The sequence below is a fragment of the Acetivibrio straminisolvens JCM 21531 genome (genome assembly GCF_000521465.1).
Lineage (GTDB): Bacteria > Bacillota > Clostridia > Acetivibrionales > Acetivibrionaceae > Hungateiclostridium > Hungateiclostridium straminisolvens.
The window spans coordinates 1-19,916 of sequence record NZ_BAVR01000065.1 but is presented as its reverse complement, the minus strand read 5'-3'; the positions used below and the strand labels follow the sequence as shown (position 1 = coordinate 19,916).

Here is a 19,916-nt window from a genome sequence, read left to right as displayed (position 1 = left end):
TAGTTATTCGATGTGATTAGAACAAAAATGTAATAAGGTGATAGGGTTTAAGTGCAAATTATACTATAGTATAAATTGGAAGTGGAATCGATAGTATACATACTTTGATAAAGATAAAAGTCATGAAAAAACTTATTTTTGCAATGCTTTTATTACTACTGACTTTACCACTCTGCGATAAGAATAAAGACGTTTCCGAAAGTACCGAACCATCGGGAGTAAAAAGCACGTGAGGCATGACAACTCCGACTAATACAGAATTGATGAGACAAGTAGCGTCAAAAATGCAAATATCTAAAATACGCGATGTCCAATATATTGATGATATTGCAATTAAATCAGTAAAGGATGCCCTTGAAAGTGGAGAAAGTTTCAGATTTTTAACAAATTTTACATAGAGAATTTAAACTATATATCAATATTGAGGAAATAACTGCTCGCCTTGAGGCTTAAAAAGCAGATGTATTAGAACGAAAAAGCACACATTTATCTAATATTGACAATTAAAATACCATATGAGATAATTGTTCTGAATTAGCCTAGGTAGGGTTTGAAACTAATATTTTGTTGGTAGGAGAATGGTTTATGATTACTAAAGTAACATCCAGAAATAATAAAATAACACCTGTTGATTTATTAACTCAAAAGTTTGGAAGCAAAATTATTCTGGGCGATTTTTCAGATGCAGTTTTTAGTGATGCTACTTTTAAAAATGTAATAGGTATTGCAAATTTGCCTATGAAGGCACCGGTAATGCAGGTTCTTCTGGAAAATTGCATAGTTTTGGAATATGTAAAACAGTTTATGACTAATCAGTCGGTTTGTTTTGTTGATGATGGAAAGCAGTTTAGCATAGTGCTCGAAGACGGTAAAAAAATTGAAGTACCTCAGGATGTAGATAAAGCTATCCGGGCTACAGTAGGTGATGTAAAACATTGGGCCGGTTATTTGACCGAAGACGGAGAGCATGTAATCGACCTTTTAAAACCGGCTCCCGGTCCGCATTTTTATGTGAATTTGCTTTTGGGAAACAGGCTTGGTTTTAAGAGAACATTGCAAACAACTCCGAAAAGCGTGGTTGACAGGTTCGGAAGGGGTTCATTCCGTTCCCATGCGGCAACCCAAGTATTGGCTACCAGATTTGATGTTCGCCAGGAGAAAACGGTTTTCCGGCAAACAGACAGTTCTATTTATATGAGAACGGCAAACAGATTTTTTACTCTGCGTTAATTGATGAAAATATTGTTGAGGCTACATGCAAACACTTATGCAACCGCACAGTAATAAAATATAAAACGGCTTGCAATTTGGAAATTACAAGAACAATTTTCTTGGTACCTCATAAAAAAGGATTCCCACTTGCAACAGAATTGCAGAGAATTGAAGTGAAAAATGCATCGGACAAAGCAAGGAATTTGTCCATTACATATATGGGAATGTTCGGAACAGGTGCTACTCATGCTATTTTTGAAGATGTTACATATACAAATGTTATTATGCAAAGTGCTGCCCTTTACAATGACAAGGGTGAGTTTATCGGAATAACTCCGGATTATTATCCTGAAGAGTTTAAGCAAGATACAAGATTTGTCAGCATGATTGTCCGCAATGGGGACAAGAAGTCTTTCCCGCAAAGTTTTTGTACCGACTACAACGATTTTATAGGTAAAGGTACATTGGAGCATCCATCAGGCGGATACAATTTAAATAACAAGCTGAACCGTAAAGGCCCGGGATTCTTTGCATTGGGTTCACCGTTTACGGTTGAAGCAGGTAAAACAGTTGTAATAGATACATTTACCGGCTTGTCTTCAAGCAAGGATAACGAGAATTACAGCGATGCAATAATGTGCAATGAATTGGAGAATTTGCTTAGCTACTTTGAAAAAAGTGAAGCTGTAGAAGAAACGTTGAATGAAATTATCAACTTCCATGAAAATTACTGCAAATATTTTGAATTCCAGACAGGAAATAAACTGTTTGATTCCGGATTTAACAAGAACTTATCATTCCAGATATTATATCAAACGTTTATGTCCCGTTCTTTCTGTCAGACACAGAAAGGATACCGTGAAATCGGATTTAGGGAAATTCAAGATATGTTTGCATCTATGTACTATTTCATAAACATAGGATACCAAGAATTTGTCAGAGACCTGTTGTTTGAATGGACTGCAAATGTCTATAAAATGGGTTATGCAAACCATAACTTCTATTGGGTGGGCAAGCAGCCGGGCCTGTATTCTGATGATAGTCTCTGGCTCTTACAAGCATATTACAGGTATATTGTTTACACAAAGGATACTTCCGTATTAAATGAAGAAGTACCGGTTGCCGACGGAAATAACGAAAAGAGAGCTGTACGGGATACATTGAAGGCTATCATTCAGTATTCTGCTTGTATTTCTGTTGGTGATCACGGACTTCCGCTTTTGGACCATGCAGACTGGAACGATTGCTTGAAAATCGACAATAATTATATAGACGGTGCAACCAAAGAAAAATTGTACTACGAGCAGTTAAAGAAGACAAACGGCAAGTATGGAGACCGCTTTGTAAGTGATCATTCCGAAAGTGTAATGAATGCTTTCCTCTTGAAGCTGGCAATTGACCATTTGGCTGAAATTGCAGCTTTGGATCAGGATGCAAAGCTGACTCAAGAAATGAGCGAATTGTCAAAAGTGATTTACAATAGAATTCAGGAACATGCTTGGAAAAAAAACTTCTTTGCCCGTGTTCTGTTAAATAGGTACAAGGATGGCTCCTATACTTACTTGGGAGCAAAAGGCGATAAGCTTTCCGATGATCCGAACATTGACGGTGTGTACTTCTTAAATAGCTTCTCGTGGTCAGTATTGTCCGATGTTGCAACCGATGAGCAAATAGGAATAATGGTAGATACCATCAAAAAATACTTGCTGACAAAATGCGGCTTGCGTTTGATATCTCCAGCAGATTTAAACAAGCTTGCACATGATACTGCAACAGGACATTATTTCTTCGGTGACAGAGAAAACGGTGCTGTTTTCAAACATGCTTCAATGATGGCAGCTGCTGCGCTTGTAAAAGCTGCTAAGAAAGTTAAGGACAATGAGCTTGCTAAAGAAATGACGAGAATAGCATACTTTATGGTGGACTTGGTACTGCCTTATAAAAACCTTGAAAATCCGTTCCAAGTTGCAGGAAACCCAAGGATATGCACACAGTATATCAATACCGAGACAGGAGAAAATATCGGGCCTTTGTTGAGCGGTACGGCAACTTGGCTTAACTTGACTCTTATATCTTTGGCAGGAATAGAATATATCAAAGAGGGAATTTCTTTCAATCCAATACTTCGCGAAGAAGAAACCCAACTGAATTTTGTGTTAAAGGCACCGAAATGTTCGTATAAATTTAGTATTTCAAAGCCTGCTGGTTTTGCAAGGATGGAGAGTTCGGAATATGAACTTCTCATTGACGGCAAAAAGGCTGACAGCGCAATCATTCCAATGTTTACAGATGAAAAAGAACATACGGTGACTCTTCAGTTTAAATAAAACATTGGATTGAACATCAATTGCTAAAGAAAAACCTTGGCCACATGTGGTGGTCAAGGTTTTTTTACGATTTGTGGCTAGTGTTGTTTGGTATTTTGCCAAGAACCGTCTTTTGTGCATACTGTTTTAGAACCGTCTTCATTTTCTATTATTGAACCTACAGCATGCCTTTTGTGGTCATAAACGCAGAAAGGGTCTTTTCCTGCATTGCCTACAGGTTTATCGGAAACGCGTTTTACTTCGTCCGGTGGCGATATTGTATTTATAAAAAAGTGAATCCTGCTTTTTATGATTCTTCATAGTATCATTCCTTTCTCATACATATTATTGCTCAATCGAAGGGAAATTATAAATGGTCGTCTTGGTATTTGATATGTTGATGCATTTTGATGGTATTAATAATATTATATTATTTTGATTTTTTCCAAAATCAAAAGGTTGGGGAGGAATTTGTCATGAGTAATAGATTTGAAGAATCCAAGCTTAAACTGGCTGCTTTTGCAGGAGGATGTTTTTGGTGTATGGTTCCTCCGTTTAAGGAGCTTGAAGGTGTATATAAAGTGATTGCCGGATATACCGGAGGGCATGTTGAAAATCCAACCTATGAGCAGGTTTGTTCGGGAAATACGGGGCACTATGAGGCAGTGCAAATTAGTTATGATCCTGAAGTTGTGGGATACGAAGAGCTTCTTGACGTTTTCTGGAGTCAGGTTGACCCAACGGACCCGGAAGGGCAGTTTGCCGACAAGGGGACACAATATCGGACTGCAATTTTTTACTATGATGAGGAGCAAAGGGAGCTTGCCGAAGCATCCAAGAGAAGACTCGAAAGTGAAGGGTACTTTGACAAGCCCATTGCAACAAAGATAATAAAGGCATCTAAGTTTTACCCTGCGGAAGAGTATCATCAGGATTATTATTTGAAAAATCCTGAGCATTATAAAAGTTATAAGATTGGCTCGGGGAGAGAGGCATATATAGAGAAGGCTTGCAAGATAAGGGGAATAAGCAAAAAGCAATATCCGAAATTGGATGACGAGACTTTAAAGAAAAAGTTGACCGAACTACAGTATCAGGTTACTCGGGAAAATGCTACAGAGCCGCCCTTTGATAACGAATACTGGGATAATAAAAAAGATGGAATTTATGTAGATATTGTATCCGGTGAACCGTTGTTCAGTTCGTTGGATAAGTTTGATTCAGGATGCGGATGGCCAAGTTTTACCAAACCCCTAGTTAAGGAGAATATTAAAGAAAGGATTGACAGAAGCCATTTGATGATACGTACTGAGGTAAGAAGCAAACACGCAGATTCTCACCTAGGTCATGTATTTACCGACGGCCCGGCTCCTACAGGCATGAGATACTGCATAAATTCTGCGGCTCTGCGCTTTATACCGGTGGAAGACATGGAAAAGGAAGGCTACGGGGAGTATCTTAATCTATTTGGGCGGTAGTTAACGGCAGTTTGATTTCATGTATCATTTTGCTTTTTTCCCACAAACTATAGTTATCATATAGTTTGAGGAGGAAGATAAATGGCATATGACAAACTTTTTGAACCTGGATATATTGGAAAGCTAAAGATAAAAAACCGGCTGGTAATGTCCCCTATGAATACCGATTTTTCTGTGGGGGACCCCGCAGTGCTTTCCGAGAGATATTTTGAATATTACAATGCACGGGCAAAAGGTGGAGTGGGGCTTATAATTACAACCCACGTCAAGGCGGAAAAAAACATTGACCCTTATCCTCTTACCTACGGCTATGCCACTCTTGATACTGTAAGTCAGATAAAGTATTTTAATGAAATAACCGAAATGGCTCACAGGTATGATGCAAAAATTGCCATTGAATTGTCCCCGGGTACCGGAAGGCTGGCAGATGCAACATTGAAAGACAGATGGCCTGTGGGACCTTCGGAAATTGAAATACTGGGTATGCCCGGGGTTAAAACGCGGGAGCTTACCAAGGATGAGATACACGGGCTTGTGGAGGCCTATGGAAGGGCTGCAGGATTGGCAAAGCAGGCGGGATTTGACATAATTTATGTCCACTTTACCGCATATCTCGGAGACCAATTCCTTTCTTCAGTTTGGAACCACAGAACAGATGAATATGGGGGAAGCTTGAAAATCGAATGCGGTTTTTACTGGAATGCATTGAGAGTGCACGAAAGAATGTCGGAAATGATTTTCCTATGATTGTGGGATTGGCGTTGGACCATGGGTTCCCTGGAGGAAGGGAGCTTGACGAGACAATAGAGATTGCAAAGAGACTTAAAAATATAGGCATAGATACATTGCATCTCAGACGGGGAAGCTATGACAACATGAATCTTCTTATACCTACTGAATATATGGAAGATGGTGTTTCTGTCGACTATGCAGCTAAAGTCAGAGAACAGGTTGGAATACAGGTGATTTCCGATGGCAACATTTCGGATCCGGTGCTTGCCAATAAACTGGTGGAAGAAAGCAAACTTGATTTTGTGGGTCTCGGAAGGGCCCTTTTGGCCGACCCTGAGTGGGTGAACAAGGTACGTTCAGATAAGAAAGAGGACATTGTGCCTTGTGTACGGTGCATGCAGTGCATTAACAGGATATTCTTCGGACAGTTTGCCGCATGCAGTGTAAACCCTGTTCTCGGTAAAGAGTATTTAAGTCCGATACTTCCGGCAAAGAAGCCTAAAAACGTGCTTGTAATAGGCGGAGGAATGGCAGGTATGGCGTTTGCAAAGATGGCTGAAGAAAAAGGGCATGACGTTACTCTGCTTGAGAGTACGTCAAAGCTTGGAGGACACCTCCTTGAAGGAGCTATAATGGATCACAAGAAAGAGGTTGACTCTTACTGCAAGCATCTAATAAGGGAGATTAAAAACTCCAATGTGAAGGTAAAGTACAACACCCGGGCGACAAAAGAATTGGTGAAGGAGCTAAATCCGGACGCAGTTGTGGTTGCAACAGGTTCCGTACCTGCAATTCCTGAAGTTCCGGGCATTGACAGACCGAATGTGAGGATAGCTACCAAGATGCTTAAAGAAGGCCAGGATACAGGGCAAAATGTAATTATCGTTGGTGGAGGCCTGGTAGGCTGCGAGACGGGATTGCACCTTGCACAGAAAGGAAAGAAGGTAGCCATAATAGATATGCTTCCGGAGGTAGCGCAAGACGTTATTTTCATGGCTAGATTTTCGCTGCTTGAAGCCCTAAGAAGTAAAGGAATAGAGACCAAAGGCGGACTTAAGCTCACAGAAATAACGGATACGGGTATTATTGTTGAGGATACAAATGGAAATAAGAAGGAGATGACCTGCGATACTGTGGTAATTGCTACGGGATTAAAGGCGGATGACAGTTTGTACAATGAACTTGTAAATGAGTTCGATGAAGTATATAGAATTGGTGACTGCATCAAAGCAAGAAAGTTTATTGATGCAATACAGGAAGCATACCAAGTGGCTGTAGATATATGACGGTTAAGCTACAGAAAAAAGCATACACTGACTCATATTATAATAGTAATTACAGGAACATGCCGGCCCATGGGGATTGGCATAATATAATAGAAAAATATAATGTCAGCAGATGGTGAAATATTGGTTCACAATAGTCCTTAAAAAATTCACTTTACAAAACAAGTGATGTAAAAATGTGGAATGGAAGATTGTGATTTCTACTGTATTCTCAAAAGAGAATGTCTGAAAATCTGCGTGTAATAGAATCAAAATGCTCCTTCTCAATAGTAATTATAAAAATACTATCCGGGAAGGAGTTTTTATGTTAACATTATCAAAAGACCAAATCTATGGTATATCACTGTTTTTGCCGAAAGCTGTAAAAAATAACTTGAGTTATCCACCTAAAAAATTTTGTTACATCAGCCAAAAACGTATATAAATATAATAGAGGTGGACAAAATGAAAACTTTTGAGGAGCTTTGCCAAGAAAATTACAGTAGAATTTATAAATATATATTTTCAATGACAGGGAGCAAGGAGTCTACAGAGGATTTAATCCAAGAGGTTTTTCTGATTGCGTATGAAAAAGGTGAAGCCTTTTTACAGCATGAAAAACCTGCTGCATTTCTGTACAAAACGGCGCGGAATATGACGGCTACTTATTTAAAGCAATTAAAACGTCAAAAGATTTCTACAGTGGACTACCTGCCTGAAAATATTCCCAAAGACGATTCCGATTTATGTGAAACACTTTTAAACGAATTAGACCGTCAAATCGACGAAACGGCTTATACCGGGCAAGTAATCGGAAATCTTAATATAAACCAGCACAATCTATATAACAGCGTTATATAGAGGGTAAGTCTATAAAAGAAATTGCTTCTGAGCAAGGGGTCAGTGAGACGGCCATGCGCATGCGGCTGGTAAGACTAAGAAAAGAAATACAGGGTATTGTCAAAAAAATGAAGATTGGTGAAAAGTAAGTTACATTGGACAAATTTAAATATATATAAAGTGTAAAGCGCTTTACCTAGAAGGTGGAGGGAATTCATTATGGATAATATTTCAAAATTGAAAAATGAATTGGAAAAAGCTGTACGGCGTAATGATATCGAAAAAGCAGACAAAATTTCGGATCAATTGTTCCGGATGCAGAAAGGCATGGAAGCTGATACTGTGATGCCGGCTCAATTTGTTGAGAAAATTATAGAGAGAAGCAATCAAAAATCAGGAGGTCAAAAATCTATGAAAAAGATTATTAGTATAGTTGCTATTGCGGCTGTTACTGCAACTCTTGGTATTACTGCTCTGGCTACTCGCTGGTATGGTGTAAGGGACTTGGTTTTCAAAAACAGTAATAACGAAGCCGCTATAACAGAAAATTCAGACATTGCTGATTCGGCAAGTGACGTTGAAGTGTCTACCGGTGGCTATGTACAAGAAAAAATGGACTTGATTGCCCTGCAAGGGTATCCCGACAGCAATGAATACAAAGCCAGTGCTGAATGGAATTTGTTCCTTGCAGGATATGATACCGATGGAAAATTTTTGAGTGAGGTAGGGAATGGCTCCAATGAATTTACAGAGAAATACCCGTTGTACATGGTTTACACACGGGATATGGCCGAAAAATTGGAGGAAATTGTTGCTAAATATCAGCTTAAACTGCATAACTCCATCACGATTGTCAACAATCAAAAAGAATTAATAGAAGAGGCCAATATAGGTGAGTTTGCCAAAAATGCCAATACAGTTTTGAGCGGCTATGTTTACGACGACGGCACATTTCATTATGATGGGGAAGCACTGCTTAGGAACGGCACACACATTGATTATCAGTTTGGAAACTATGTAAAAGGCACTTTTTCCGCTACTTATCTTAACGTCGGTGATGCAAGTTCTTACACAGAGTGGGAATACAAGACAAGCAGCGGGCAGAAGGTTTCATTGGCCCTTGGTGACACTAAAGCACTGGTTATTGCAGATTTGCAAAATTCATACGTTGCAATAAACGTGCTTACAGGAAGGAATCCGGAATCAGGAGGCATAACGGCTGAGGACTTACAGGAATTTGCCGATACCTTTGATTTTTCGCAGATAAAATAAGTATTTACGGCTTGCCTTTCCGATAATATCCATTCAACAGTTATAGTAAATTAGAGAGGCGATAATTCCTTGAAATTACGGAGTTAGAGCCTCTTTTTTTATGCTGTTTAATGCTGTGACGATAAATATGCTTTATGTTTACACCTTCGGAATTCTTTGATGCTCAATATAACTGAACCTGCAAGATTGGAGGATTAAAGTTTCAGGCAGATTGACACGAAAAATAATTAGCAGTATAATTACGTCATTAAAGTAAATGGAAGTATTTGCAGATTTGATTCCAGTCATTTCCTTATATAATAATTTATTCAGTGTCAGCCATGAAATCTTTGACGTATAGATGTAAATAGAATATCTGCAAAGGCAAATGAAAGCTAATGTCTATGGCAAGAAGGCTGTACGTAAGGAATAATATTCTCAATGAGGGAGCTGTGTGTTATGAAAAGAATTTCTCTTTCAATATTTTTTGCTTTGATATTCTTTGCTTTGCTACTTACCGGCTGTTCATCCGGCAAACCGAAAGAGCCGAATCAAAATGAAATATACACTCAAAGCCCGGAGCAATCCCCGAATATACTTCCGACCCAGACTAAGGCAGGATATAAGAAGTATATGGATTTTCTGGGAATAGATAAAGATGTGGAGAAAATTATAGAGGAGGACATTGATTTAGACGGAAAAACGGAAATTGTAATTGCATGTGAAGCAGATTACGGACTTAAAATTTTTGTGATAAGAGAAGACCTCTCGGGTGAATTGCAAAAAATAGGAGAGCTTGGAGGAGGCCCCTATGGAACATCAGGTATTGAAATAGTAGAAATGCAAAATAAAAAACAGAAATATATTTTGGAAAGCCTTACAAATGGAAGCGCATTATCGGGATTTGCATTGTATGAAATAGACGGAAATGAAATTATAGAGATAGAATATAGTGCATCTGCTACAGGAGCCGGTGATGACCACTTGGTAGATACCAACAAGGATGGCTTCTATGACGGATATGTTCAAAACACATATAGCTATGATGTGTTTCATTTTTATGTATCTAGATTTTATAAGTGGAACGGTAAAGATTTTGTATTTGATTCAGCCAAAATACAGCTTAACGATTATCCGGATAATCCCCGGGATGTTGTTTCCCAGTTTTTAAAGCTAAATGTATTAAACAGTTACGAAGAGAAGATTGATGGGGTTTTCCAAAGATTAAGCGAACTTAATATATCAAACAGGAAAATAACGTTGAAAAATTTGGAGGACTGGATAAATGCTTTGCAAATTGATAATATAGATTATGATGTAGATGAGAAGGGAAACACAGCTAAGGTTAGGGTGACTTTGGGGTCCGAGACTATGACGTTTGACTTGGCGAAAAAATCTAACAAATGGCAGATAACAGATATAACCGGTGCAAATGTTGCCGGGGTTTCAAGCCAAAATTCTACTGACGGTTGGTTTGCGGGCTTTATTGGTAATAAACCGGTACATGCAAAGATTAATATTTCAGAAGACAAGGTTTCCGGCGTTTATTATTATGATGAGTATAAAACAAGTATAAAACTGGAAGGCTATATTGATGATTTTATTGAAATGAAAGATTATCGGACGGTGTATCTTTCGGAAGATACGGATGTAAACGGAAAAATCTTAGGAATATTCAGGACAGATGACTACATACAGGGGTGTTGGATAAAGGATGATGTTATTTATCCTCTGTATCTGATAAGAGAGAGTGCAAGTATCGCTGCGCCAAAACAGCCGGGTGCAAACAGCAAGAAGTTTGAGGGCTACTGGACCGGCAAAGAGTCCGGGTATTTTGCCGGTTCCCGAGCAGAAATAAAAGTGCTGTTTGATGATTTAATCTTTTATAGCCTGTCTGCTTTTAACGGTACCCACTCGGGCATCTTGGACGGCTTTGGTATTATAGAAAATAATGTTGCAAGAACTGCATTTAAAGATAAGACTTATTTTTCAAAGGACGAGAATGTTGTGTTTAAGTTTACGATTGAAAATGATTCATTGCATTTAGATTCTAATGATTACAGTTTTTATTGCGGGGCAGGGGTGGAATTTGGCTCCGATTATGTAAGGGGCGAGATAGACATTAAAATGCCTACGGCAATGGAGGTTGGCATTGTAGAGACAGAAGAGCAAGATAAATTGTTTAGGGAACTTGTGGGCGATAAATATAGCGACTTTATTATGTATACATCGTATGTGTTTTATTGGGAACTGACTTGGAACGGTGAAGAAGTAAAGGCCGGACAGTCCTATTTGAGAGGTTATAGCGGACGTTGTTGGTACATTATATCTAAAGAGCATATATATGCTGCTATTATTGAAGATGACGGTATTTATTATTATACCAATGACAAAAACTATGCGAATAAGATTCCCGAACCAATGACTGAATGGGCATGCATGAGCGACAAGATATTTTACAATTACAAGGAGTTGTCAATTTAAAAATAACTTTTATGAATAAATGAAGCGGCTTTGAGAAATTCTAATATTGCAACAATGCAAATATTATTTGAAAGGCAGACTTGTTACCATGACAGAGAGTGAACCTGTAAAAGTAGGGTTAAAAAGCAAGATTACAAACGAACTTGTGGCAGTATATCCCTACAGCGTCAAAGGAAGCCTAAAAGAAGTTGAAAAACAGGTATTTGACTGGTATTATGCTCAGGGATGTGCCAACGAGAATGAACTGCCCAACCTTTTTGTAGATACCTTAACAGATGAAGAGCTAAAGAACTTTCACTAAGTTCTTTAGCTCTTTGCACATTCCGGAAAAGCAATTTGGCTTACTGCTTATAGTTTCACTGATAAGAAATTTATGGAATTACATTTTAACTTTTGTTATAATAGTCCTATAAACAAATTTATACAAGGGGGCTATAATATGGCTAAGAAGATACTTATGCTGGTAGGAGATTTTGTTGAGGATTATGAAGTAATGGTTCCGTTTCAAGCTCTTCTGATGGCAGGTTATACTGTCCATGCTGTTTGCCCTGACAAAAAAGCCGGGGATGCGGTTCGCACTTCAATACACGATTTTGAGGGCGACCAGACTTACAGTGAAAAAAGGGGTCACAATTTTGCCTTGAATGCAACCTTTGACGAGGTGGATGAGAATAGTTACGATGCTCTTGTGATTCCCGGCGGGCGTGCTCCGGAATATATAAGGCTCAACAAAAGAGTTTTGGAAATCGTAAAGCATTTTGACAAGGAAAACAAACCTATTGCTGCAATATGTCATGGACCTCAGGTACTTGTTGCTGCCGGTATCCTAAAGGGCAGACAATGCGCCGCATATCCTGCTGTTGGCCCTGATGTTGAAGCAGCAGGCGGTGAATACATAAGTGTGGACTTGGATAAGGCCCATGTGGACGGTAATCTGGTTACAGCACCGGCCTGGCCGGCACATCCTGATTGGCTTGCAAAGCTTTTGAAGGTACTTGGCGCGGAAATAAAGATATAAAAGACGGGAAATAAAGATAAGAAAATGCTAAAAATGTGGAAGAGACTTAAGCTTCACAAGGTTTCTTCCACATTTTTTACTTGTATAATACAATATACGTCCGATAATATGAATCCTGTTTTGTGCCGTCAACTGAACCTAAACACCTTTCCCCGCGGGAGAAAAGGAAGTGTGTGGCCTTTCGGTATCAAAAAAGCATGCTCCCTGTGAATCCTCAAAGGCTCACAATAACCGTCGGTAATTATCAAAAGGGGACCGTTTTTGGGGAAATCCTCAGCCTTTTCCAGAAGGTCAATACCCGGCTGCAGTAATGTCCCTCCCCGTCCTTTTACCTTTACTCTTTGGGCTATGGCCTCTGGAGCCATATAACCCTGGTCATAGGCTACCGCATCACAGAAGACCACCCTCACATAGGGGACATCCCGTGAAATGCTGTAGCTGGCTATAGTACCTAATGCCTTTGCCAGCAAAACCCGGTCCATGGAACCGGAGGTATCGAGTATGACACCGAAGGTTCGCCCGTCTTCCGCACCCGCCGCCGGTACCCAACGGGGACGGGGAATATCGGGACTGGCTGATTGGCGGCGGCTGGGACGGGCATAGGAACGCACTTTTTCAAGAGGAGAAAAATAATTGTCGAACCACTTAGCCAGTTCCACATCCCAAGGGATGGGAGGCTGGTTTAATGCCCGTATCTCCTCTATCAATCCCGCGGGGATATAACCGCGGCCTTGCTCCTCATGATACGAAAGGCCCTGAAGCAAGCAGCGGCGGCAGAATTCATCAAGGGTGATTGCATCATTGGAAGCCCACCCTTCGGGACTACCTTTATCAATCATATCCCCCAGACCGATTCCCCTCAGTGTTGAGAGCTTCCGGTATTTTCGAATATCCATAACCATCCGGTCATATATGCTTTCGGCCGACATTCCCTTAAGGTCGGGGTCATAGAGGGCTCCTATTTTGGGTAATTCCCCAAGCCCCATTTCTACCAGCCATCCGTTAATAACGTAATCGCATGCAACATTCCATAAAAAAGGGTCACGGCCCTGACACCTTGTATGGTGGCTTAAACCAACGTGCAAAAGTTCATGAGCCACTACAAAACGGCATTCGTATCCATCCAAGCCGGCTGCCGGGTTGATATAAATTTCCTTCATATAGGCATTGACGGCTGCAACCGAGACCTCCATGCGGGCACAAATTACCGGGTCCTCAATAATTGTGAAGCTTGCAGCTAAAGCACCTAAAAGAGGGTAGCTGCTGATAAACCAGTTTTTTGCCATGGTTGCAGGAGTCTGCGATTTCTTGGATGCGCCAAGAAAGGGTTCTTTGCCTGCAGCCACGTTAACGGCACTGGTAACTGCCATTGAAAGCCCCCGGGCAAAACAGGCGGTCCAGTCGATTTTATGCACGAACCAATCGGTTTTTTTCGGTGCCATAATCATATCGCCGCAATTTGCTCCGGCTGTGCCAAAGCCGGTCATTGACGGAGGGACACCATTTTCGACAAAATTGGCATATAGTTTTTCCTCGGAAGCAACATGAAAATCTATACTGTTTTGCATTTCCACCGGTGGTTTTCCCAGTTTCATGTCGTACAAAAACCTTGCAATATAACAGTCACAGGCAATATTCCATTTGATGGGATCGGATTTTTCCTGAAAATGACCCAGCCCCAAGTGGAGCAAGCAATGGGCAATGACATAAGCCCATTCCATAGGCTCACCCTGGCGAGTGGGGTGAACATGGAGGTATCCATTTCTGGTAATTACCGCCCATCCATTTTCCGGGCATAAATTGCCTTTGCTGCGGATATCGCGAACGTGGTAGAGAAGGGGAGAAAAAATAGGATGCTGCTGTATAATCTCATACCCTTTAACATAGTTTTCATAAGCAATATCCTTGTTAAAAGAAGCTTTTTTCTTTGCCATCGCCTAATCTTCCTTCCTTTCTACCAGCTTGGCAAATCCCGGACAATATCGACCATGAACCAGCCGGGCAATCCTTCGTCATCACCGTGTTTTGACACCACCATCTGTGCGATTTCAAGACTGATGAGAGAAAGCTCCTTAATTAATGCTTTTGCTCTATGGGCGAGCATTTTCTGCTTTTCATTCATTGCATTCTTCTCGCCGGGAAGCTGTTTTATAAGCTGTGAGCGGAAGGACTGGGACAGAAAATAGAGAACATCCCTGTCTTCTGGTTTGTCCGGCCATCTCTCTTCACCGTCTATGATAGCCGCCAACTGATAGCGGTTTTTTATCTGCTTGATAAAAGCTTTGAACTGTCCTGCATGGTGCGGCGACAGGCAGCTATATGCCAATATTTCCAAAGCCTCATCGGTTAAGTTCTCCCCATACTCGTTTAATGCGTCACTCAGCATATGCCATGAGCGTGGGGTGGAGAAGGGCTCTTCGGTTTTCGGAGGCTCTGTCCAGAGATGGTCGGGGCGCAGGGTTATATACTCATAAACATAGGGGTGAATTCCGTTTGACGATGCCCATTCCAGCCAATCTCTATGGGAAACCTTTAGCTGTACATGCAGCATACGGTTAATCAAGGCCGATGACATGGGCTTTACAATGGCACTGTCCTGTGCTCTGTTGCCGGCACCGATTACAATAGAACCTTCGGGAAGCACATATTCGCCAACCCTGTGCTCATGAATCAGGCTGTAAAATGCCTTTTGAACCTCTTGAGTACAGGCATTCAATTCATCTAAAAACAAGCAGTAAGGCTCCTTTCTTGCTATCATCTTAGGGGGACAAAAACGGCTCAATCCGTCAACGATTTGAGGTACGCCGATAATATCCTCCGGAGCGAGCTGGCTTCCAAGAAGAGAAACGCAGGGGAGCCCTAAGGATTCGGCAAACTGCTGTACCAGAGCGGATTTTCCAATGCCGGGAGGTCCCCATATGAAGACCGGCCTTACTACTGCTGTATTTAAAAGAAACTCTGATAATTGTTTTTGTGTCACTGTTATCGGTATATTCATATATAATAGTTCCTTTCCAACAAATATTTCATATTTTGATACTTTATTAACCCTCAAAAGGGCATAAAAATACCGTGATATGTAACCACGGTCTGTTTTTGGCATTAAAAAAACACGATAATCCATCGTGCAGCCTTAAATAGTATATATTTTACTATCAAGTGACGGTTACTTATACATAATAAAGGTCGACCTAAAAAGCAGCAAAATGCTTTCGGTCCGATATTAAGTTATATATAAAGCACCTCGCAGAATATCGTTTTTTTCATTTACAACACTCCTTTCACTTGATATTAATCAATTACTAAATCTTACCTTAATAATATTAATACAAAATTAGCCTTTCAGTCAATACTTGTAACAAAAATGAGATGTTGTGTAATAAACTGCATGCCGGATATTTATTCTAAATTTTCACAAAGTGCTCTAACTTTTTTCAAAATTGATTTCCTCATCCTCTTTAGTTAGACGATTAAGAAATGTAAATCACTCCATATAACTGTAAAAGAATCTGTTTATGATTTTTTCTTGTATATAATTTGATGGTCTATTTATTAAATGAAACGGGAAGAAAAGGTGAATATGAGAAAATTCAACGCTTTGATGTTTTTTATATTTGACGCAATATATTGCATATGGTAACTTTGAATATGTGAAATAATGATATAGCTTTACTTATAGATATAATATCAATTAACGGGAGAATTGCAATGAAAAAATCCAAAAGTATAATATCAATACTTGTATTGGCAATTGTGGTAATAGGCATAATTTGGTTTTATGAAGTCAGTATTAATATCTCGGTTGGAAACGGGAAAGTAATTACGATTGGGCTTGGCAGCGGTGATTGGACAAAGAAATATAAATTTGAATTGAACCGGTTTTTTGGAGAAGAAAATTGGGAATGCATTTCTAAAGAGAAAAAGGAGAGCTTATCTAATTATGGCTCGGAAAAAGAAGATATTGGCGAATACACAAACTGGACTATACGGTTTAAGAATAAATATGGGGAAGAAGAGACTGCAGTAATCACAGATCACGTCTTTATAATTAATAGTAGTAAACATGGACTTTTTAGCCCTGAAAGATATAGCGAGAAGCAGGCATTTTATCTGGAGCTGATGGATATCTCCCTTGATTTGGCTGCCGATGAGATACATAATGACATTATAAAAAGTGAGCTTACGGAAGAAGAGGCAAATTCCGTTGATGTTACAATCATGAGAAGTGGTAATCCAAAACCGAAATTTTACGATGCTTTGGCTAAAGAAGAGTGGTTCACTGTAAATAAAGTAATGCCTGAGAATTATCTGTTTAATGAGTTACACCGGTTTTATATAAGAATAAGCCTTTATAATTACAGATTTGGTAAATTAACTGAGCAGCAGAAAAAGAATGTATTTGACAGCTTTGAAAGAATTGAGAAAAGAATACTTGATAAGTACGGAGACAAAGTATCGTTTGAGATGTATTTTGATGATGAACACAAAGTAAAGTATGATAACGGGGTTAAAGAATAGTATTACTGCTTCTGTTTCTCCATTAATATATGGACAAGCAAATATTCCTAAATTATAAAAAAGCAAAAAATATATTGAGATTCAAAACACCAATTGATATAATATATCAAACTTATAAGGGTTACTTACTATGGAGCATTCGTGTTTGTGGGGAGGGGCATACTATGAAGAATTTTATCAGAATACTGAAACAAGGACGCCAATATTGGAAATATTTAATAATCGCCGGTATAAGCCTGCTTGCAATTACAGCCTTCAATCTTGTTACCCCATGGAAAGTTAGAGAATTGGTTGATATATTGACCAAAGAAGGCGCCAATGACATGGCGAAGATACGCAATATTGCAATCATACTTACTGCTGCATACGTTGCAAGGGCGTTTTTTACCTATCTGTACCGGTATTTCAGCCATGTTGCCGCATGGAGACTGGTTGCGGACATGAGGGTGATTGTGTACGAGCATTTGCAAAAGCTGTCTTTGAGCTTCTATCAAGACAAGCAGACCGGGCAGCTTATGTCGAGGGCAATAAACGACACGGCAACCTTTGAGGTTTTAATAGCCCATGCCGTTCCGGACCTTGTTACCAATGTACTTATCCTTGTAGGTACCGGAATTCTGTTGTTCATAATAAATCCTTTACTTGCGGCTCTTACCCTTATACCCATTCCGTTTTTGGTACTGGGCTCCGGTATATTTACCAAAAAAGTGCTTCCAAATTTTCGAGAGGCGCAAGGCAAACTTGGGGACCTCAATGCAGTAGTGCAGGATAATATTTCGGGTATCAAGGAGATTCAGGCTTTCAACCAGCAGTCAAGGGAGAAAAAGCGTGTTGAAAAAAGAGCAAGAAAATACACTTCTGCAATACTTCATGCCTTGAAGGTAAGTGCAATATTTCATCCTGTGGTGGAAATGACAAGCTCCCTCGGAACGGTTATCGTTGTGGCTTTTGGCGGATGGTTTGCATTGAAAGGCTACGTCAGTACGGCCGATATTGTAGGATTTATAATGTTTCTGGGGCTTTTTTACCAACCTATTACCACATTGGCAAGGGTAATTGAGGATTTGCAGCAGGCTACGGCCGGAGCGGAAAGAGTGTTTGAACTTATTGACACAGAGCCGGATATTGTTGACAGTCAAGGTGCAAAGACCATTACAAATTCCAAAGGTGAAATAGCCTTTAAAGATGTCAGCTTTCACTATATTCCTTCAAATCCGGTTTTGAAAGGCATAAGCTTTGACGCAAAGCCCGGTCAGATGATAGCACTGGTGGGACCGACCGGTGTGGGAAAGAGTACTATAATCAGCCTGATAGCAAGGTTTTATGATCCCATCTCGGGAGAAATTCTTCTTGACGGTATGAACATTAAAGATATAACGGTATCTTCGTTGAGAAATCAAATAAGCATAGTGCTTCAGGATACATTTCTTTTTAACGGCAGTGTGGCCGACAATATTGCTTACGGAACGAGGGAAGCTTCCCTTGAGGATATTGTGAATGCGGCGAAAATTGCAAGGGCTCACGATTTTATAATGCAGCTTCCCGAAGGCTATGACACTGTTATAGGTGAAAGGGGAGTAAAGCTCTCCGGAGGTCAAAAACAGCGTTTGTCCATTGCCAGAGCAGTTCTTAGAAACACTCCAATATTGATATTGGACGAAGCAACCGCATCAGTTGATGTTGAGACGGAAGCGGAGATTCAGAAGGCAATCGGTGAATTGGCAGGGACCCGTACCATTATAGTAATAGCCCACCGGCTGTCTACGGTAAAACAGGCTGACAACATCCTTGTTTTAAAGGATGGTGAGATTGTTGAGTCGGTACCCATGAAGAACTTATAAAACAGGACGGCTTATACAAATATCTGTGCGAAGTTCAATTCGGAATATAGCAGGACTTGACTTGTTTTATGAGCTGCACGAATTTATATCTTTCGTGCAGTTCAATTTTTTTAGCCATTGGAATAAAAAAGGGCAAAAGATAAGAGGGTCATCTGTAAGACATAAATACTTTCTTTCCGCGGAATTCTTTAGGGAATATAGTATCATAAATTTTGTCAAGCTCCCTATAAACAAAGGAATCGTACCATTCCTTCTTTATCGGCAAATAAAATATATCAAATTCCACGTCGAACAAGTTAGTGAAAATACCGGTTTTCTGTGCGCCGTTTCTTTCATAGAAAGATATCCTTCTTTCCCTTTCCATCCTTTGGGTTTCGTTTTTTGCCGCATTAAGGCTTTCTAGCTCGATTATAATTCCGGAAAAACTATTGAGCTTTTCTTGCAAATTTTTTAAAAATATGCTTCCATAGCCCTGACTTCTCTCTGTCCGGGTTACGGCATAATAATCAAGCAGCAGGCATTCGCCTGAAGCTGCATGGCAGAAGAAAGCGTATGCTTTTAAAATGCCGTCGATATAGAGACCGAAGCAAGGGTATGAATTTTGTCCCATAAGCTTTTTAATGTTGTTTAACGGCCTTATTTCATTTTGAGGAAAATCAAATTGCATTGAATTATTAAATATATGTGAGACTTCTTCTACTGAAAGTTGCTTTATGTGCATAGTTTCAAACTCCCTTTAACATATTTATCTGTAGATATACTATAGAGTATACGAAAAGACTGTTTTATGTTTGATTTTATCACTGCGATTTTTAAATTACAAGTCAAAACCAAGGTTAAAACAGCATGAAAAGGGGCATAATATAGAATCAGGTTAGACTATTGCGAATCCTGCTAAAATATGCTATGCTAATAACGGTTGATAAATGGTTTTAATGAATAATTAAAATTATTTATCAAAAAATAATGGG

General features: G+C 39.7%; 12 protein-coding genes and 4 pseudogenes. 12 read left to right on the top strand and 4 right to left on the bottom strand.

Annotated features, from left to right (window positions below):
• Window positions 1-585: 585 nt before the first annotated feature.
• Window positions 586-3,539, top strand: a pseudogene (locus JCM21531_RS14305) (GH36-type glycosyl hydrolase domain-containing protein).
• A gap of 77 nt (window positions 3,540-3,616) precedes the next feature.
• On the opposite strand, the pseudogene JCM21531_RS25140 reads toward JCM21531_RS14305, so the two are convergent.
• Window positions 3,617-3,839 (bottom strand): annotated as a pseudogene (locus tag JCM21531_RS25140) (hypothetical protein).
• A 155-nt stretch (window positions 3,840-3,994) separates the two neighbouring features.
• Between JCM21531_RS25140 and msrA the strand changes: the two are divergent.
• The 9 genes and pseudogenes from msrA to JCM21531_RS14270 all read left to right on the top strand — a co-directional run bounded on the left by msrA (window position 3,995) and on the right by JCM21531_RS14270 (window position 12,586).
• The gene (msrA, locus tag JCM21531_RS14300; RefSeq protein WP_038290911.1) at window positions 3,995-4,996 is read left to right on the top strand and encodes a peptide-methionine (S)-S-oxide reductase MsrA; all 1,002 of its coding nucleotides are present in this window, start codon (window positions 3,995-3,997) and stop codon (window positions 4,994-4,996) included.
• Window positions 4,997-5,077: 81 nt separating this feature from the next.
• A pseudogene (locus tag JCM21531_RS22560) lies at window positions 5,078-6,078 on the top strand (NADH:flavin oxidoreductase); the annotation flags it as partial.
• Between the two features lie 45 nt (window positions 6,079-6,123).
• Window positions 6,124-7,014 carry an NAD(P)/FAD-dependent oxidoreductase gene (locus tag JCM21531_RS14295; RefSeq protein ID WP_369347675.1) on the top strand — a complete coding sequence of 297 codons (891 nt, stop codon included), beginning with the start codon at window positions 6,124-6,126 and terminating at the stop codon, window positions 7,012-7,014.
• 444 nt (window positions 7,015-7,458) lie between these two features.
• Window positions 7,459-7,854 carry an RNA polymerase sigma factor gene (locus tag JCM21531_RS14290; protein ID WP_243467734.1) on the top strand — a complete coding sequence of 132 codons (396 nt, stop codon included), beginning with the start codon at window positions 7,459-7,461 and terminating at the stop codon, window positions 7,852-7,854.
• Entirely contained in the window at window positions 7,851-7,982 is a 132-nt protein-coding gene (locus tag JCM21531_RS22555; RefSeq protein WP_369347674.1) for a sigma factor-like helix-turn-helix DNA-binding protein, read from the top strand. Before JCM21531_RS14290 ends, JCM21531_RS22555 begins: the two co-directional genes overlap by 4 nt.
• Before the next feature lie 70 nt (window positions 7,983-8,052).
• Window positions 8,053-9,105, top strand: coding sequence for a UvrB/UvrC motif-containing protein (locus JCM21531_RS14285; protein ID WP_038290909.1), 1,053 nt, complete (start codon window positions 8,053-8,055; stop codon window positions 9,103-9,105).
• Window positions 9,106-9,543: 438 nt separating this feature from the next.
• Window positions 9,544-11,568, top strand: coding sequence for a hypothetical protein (locus JCM21531_RS14280; RefSeq protein WP_038290907.1), 2,025 nt, complete (start codon window positions 9,544-9,546; stop codon window positions 11,566-11,568).
• 88 nt (window positions 11,569-11,656) lie between these two features.
• Complete coding sequence (locus JCM21531_RS14275; protein WP_038290905.1) at window positions 11,657-11,869, top strand: hypothetical protein; 213 nt, start codon at window positions 11,657-11,659, stop codon at window positions 11,867-11,869.
• Window positions 11,870-12,007: 138 nt separating this feature from the next.
• Window positions 12,008-12,586, top strand: a complete 579-nt coding sequence (locus JCM21531_RS14270) for a DJ-1/PfpI family protein (RefSeq protein WP_038290904.1) — start codon at window positions 12,008-12,010, stop codon at window positions 12,584-12,586.
• A 128-nt stretch (window positions 12,587-12,714) separates the two neighbouring features.
• Here JCM21531_RS14270 and JCM21531_RS14265 read toward each other — a convergent pair whose 3' ends face one another.
• On the bottom strand, window positions 12,715-14,520 hold the full coding sequence (locus JCM21531_RS14265; protein WP_038290901.1) for a DUF2201 family putative metallopeptidase: 1,806 nt from the start codon (window positions 14,518-14,520) through the stop codon (window positions 12,715-12,717).
• A 20-nt stretch (window positions 14,521-14,540) separates the two neighbouring features.
• Entirely contained in the window at window positions 14,541-15,584 is a 1,044-nt protein-coding gene (locus tag JCM21531_RS14260) for an AAA family ATPase (protein WP_038290913.1), read from the bottom strand.
• A gap of 710 nt (window positions 15,585-16,294) precedes the next feature.
• Between JCM21531_RS14260 and JCM21531_RS14255 the strand changes: the two genes are divergently transcribed.
• Entirely contained in the window at window positions 16,295-17,104 is an 810-nt protein-coding gene (locus JCM21531_RS14255) for a hypothetical protein (RefSeq protein WP_038290900.1), read from the top strand.
• Window positions 17,105-17,268: 164 nt separating this feature from the next.
• Window positions 17,269-18,995: pseudogene (locus JCM21531_RS14250) on the top strand (ABC transporter ATP-binding protein).
• Window positions 18,996-19,093: 98 nt separating this feature from the next.
• On the opposite strand, the gene JCM21531_RS14245 reads toward JCM21531_RS14250, so the two are convergent.
• The gene (locus JCM21531_RS14245; RefSeq protein WP_038290898.1) at window positions 19,094-19,666 is read right to left on the bottom strand and encodes an N-acetyltransferase; all 573 of its coding nucleotides are present in this window, start codon (window positions 19,664-19,666) and stop codon (window positions 19,094-19,096) included.
• Between the last annotated feature and the right edge of the window lie 250 nt (window positions 19,667-19,916).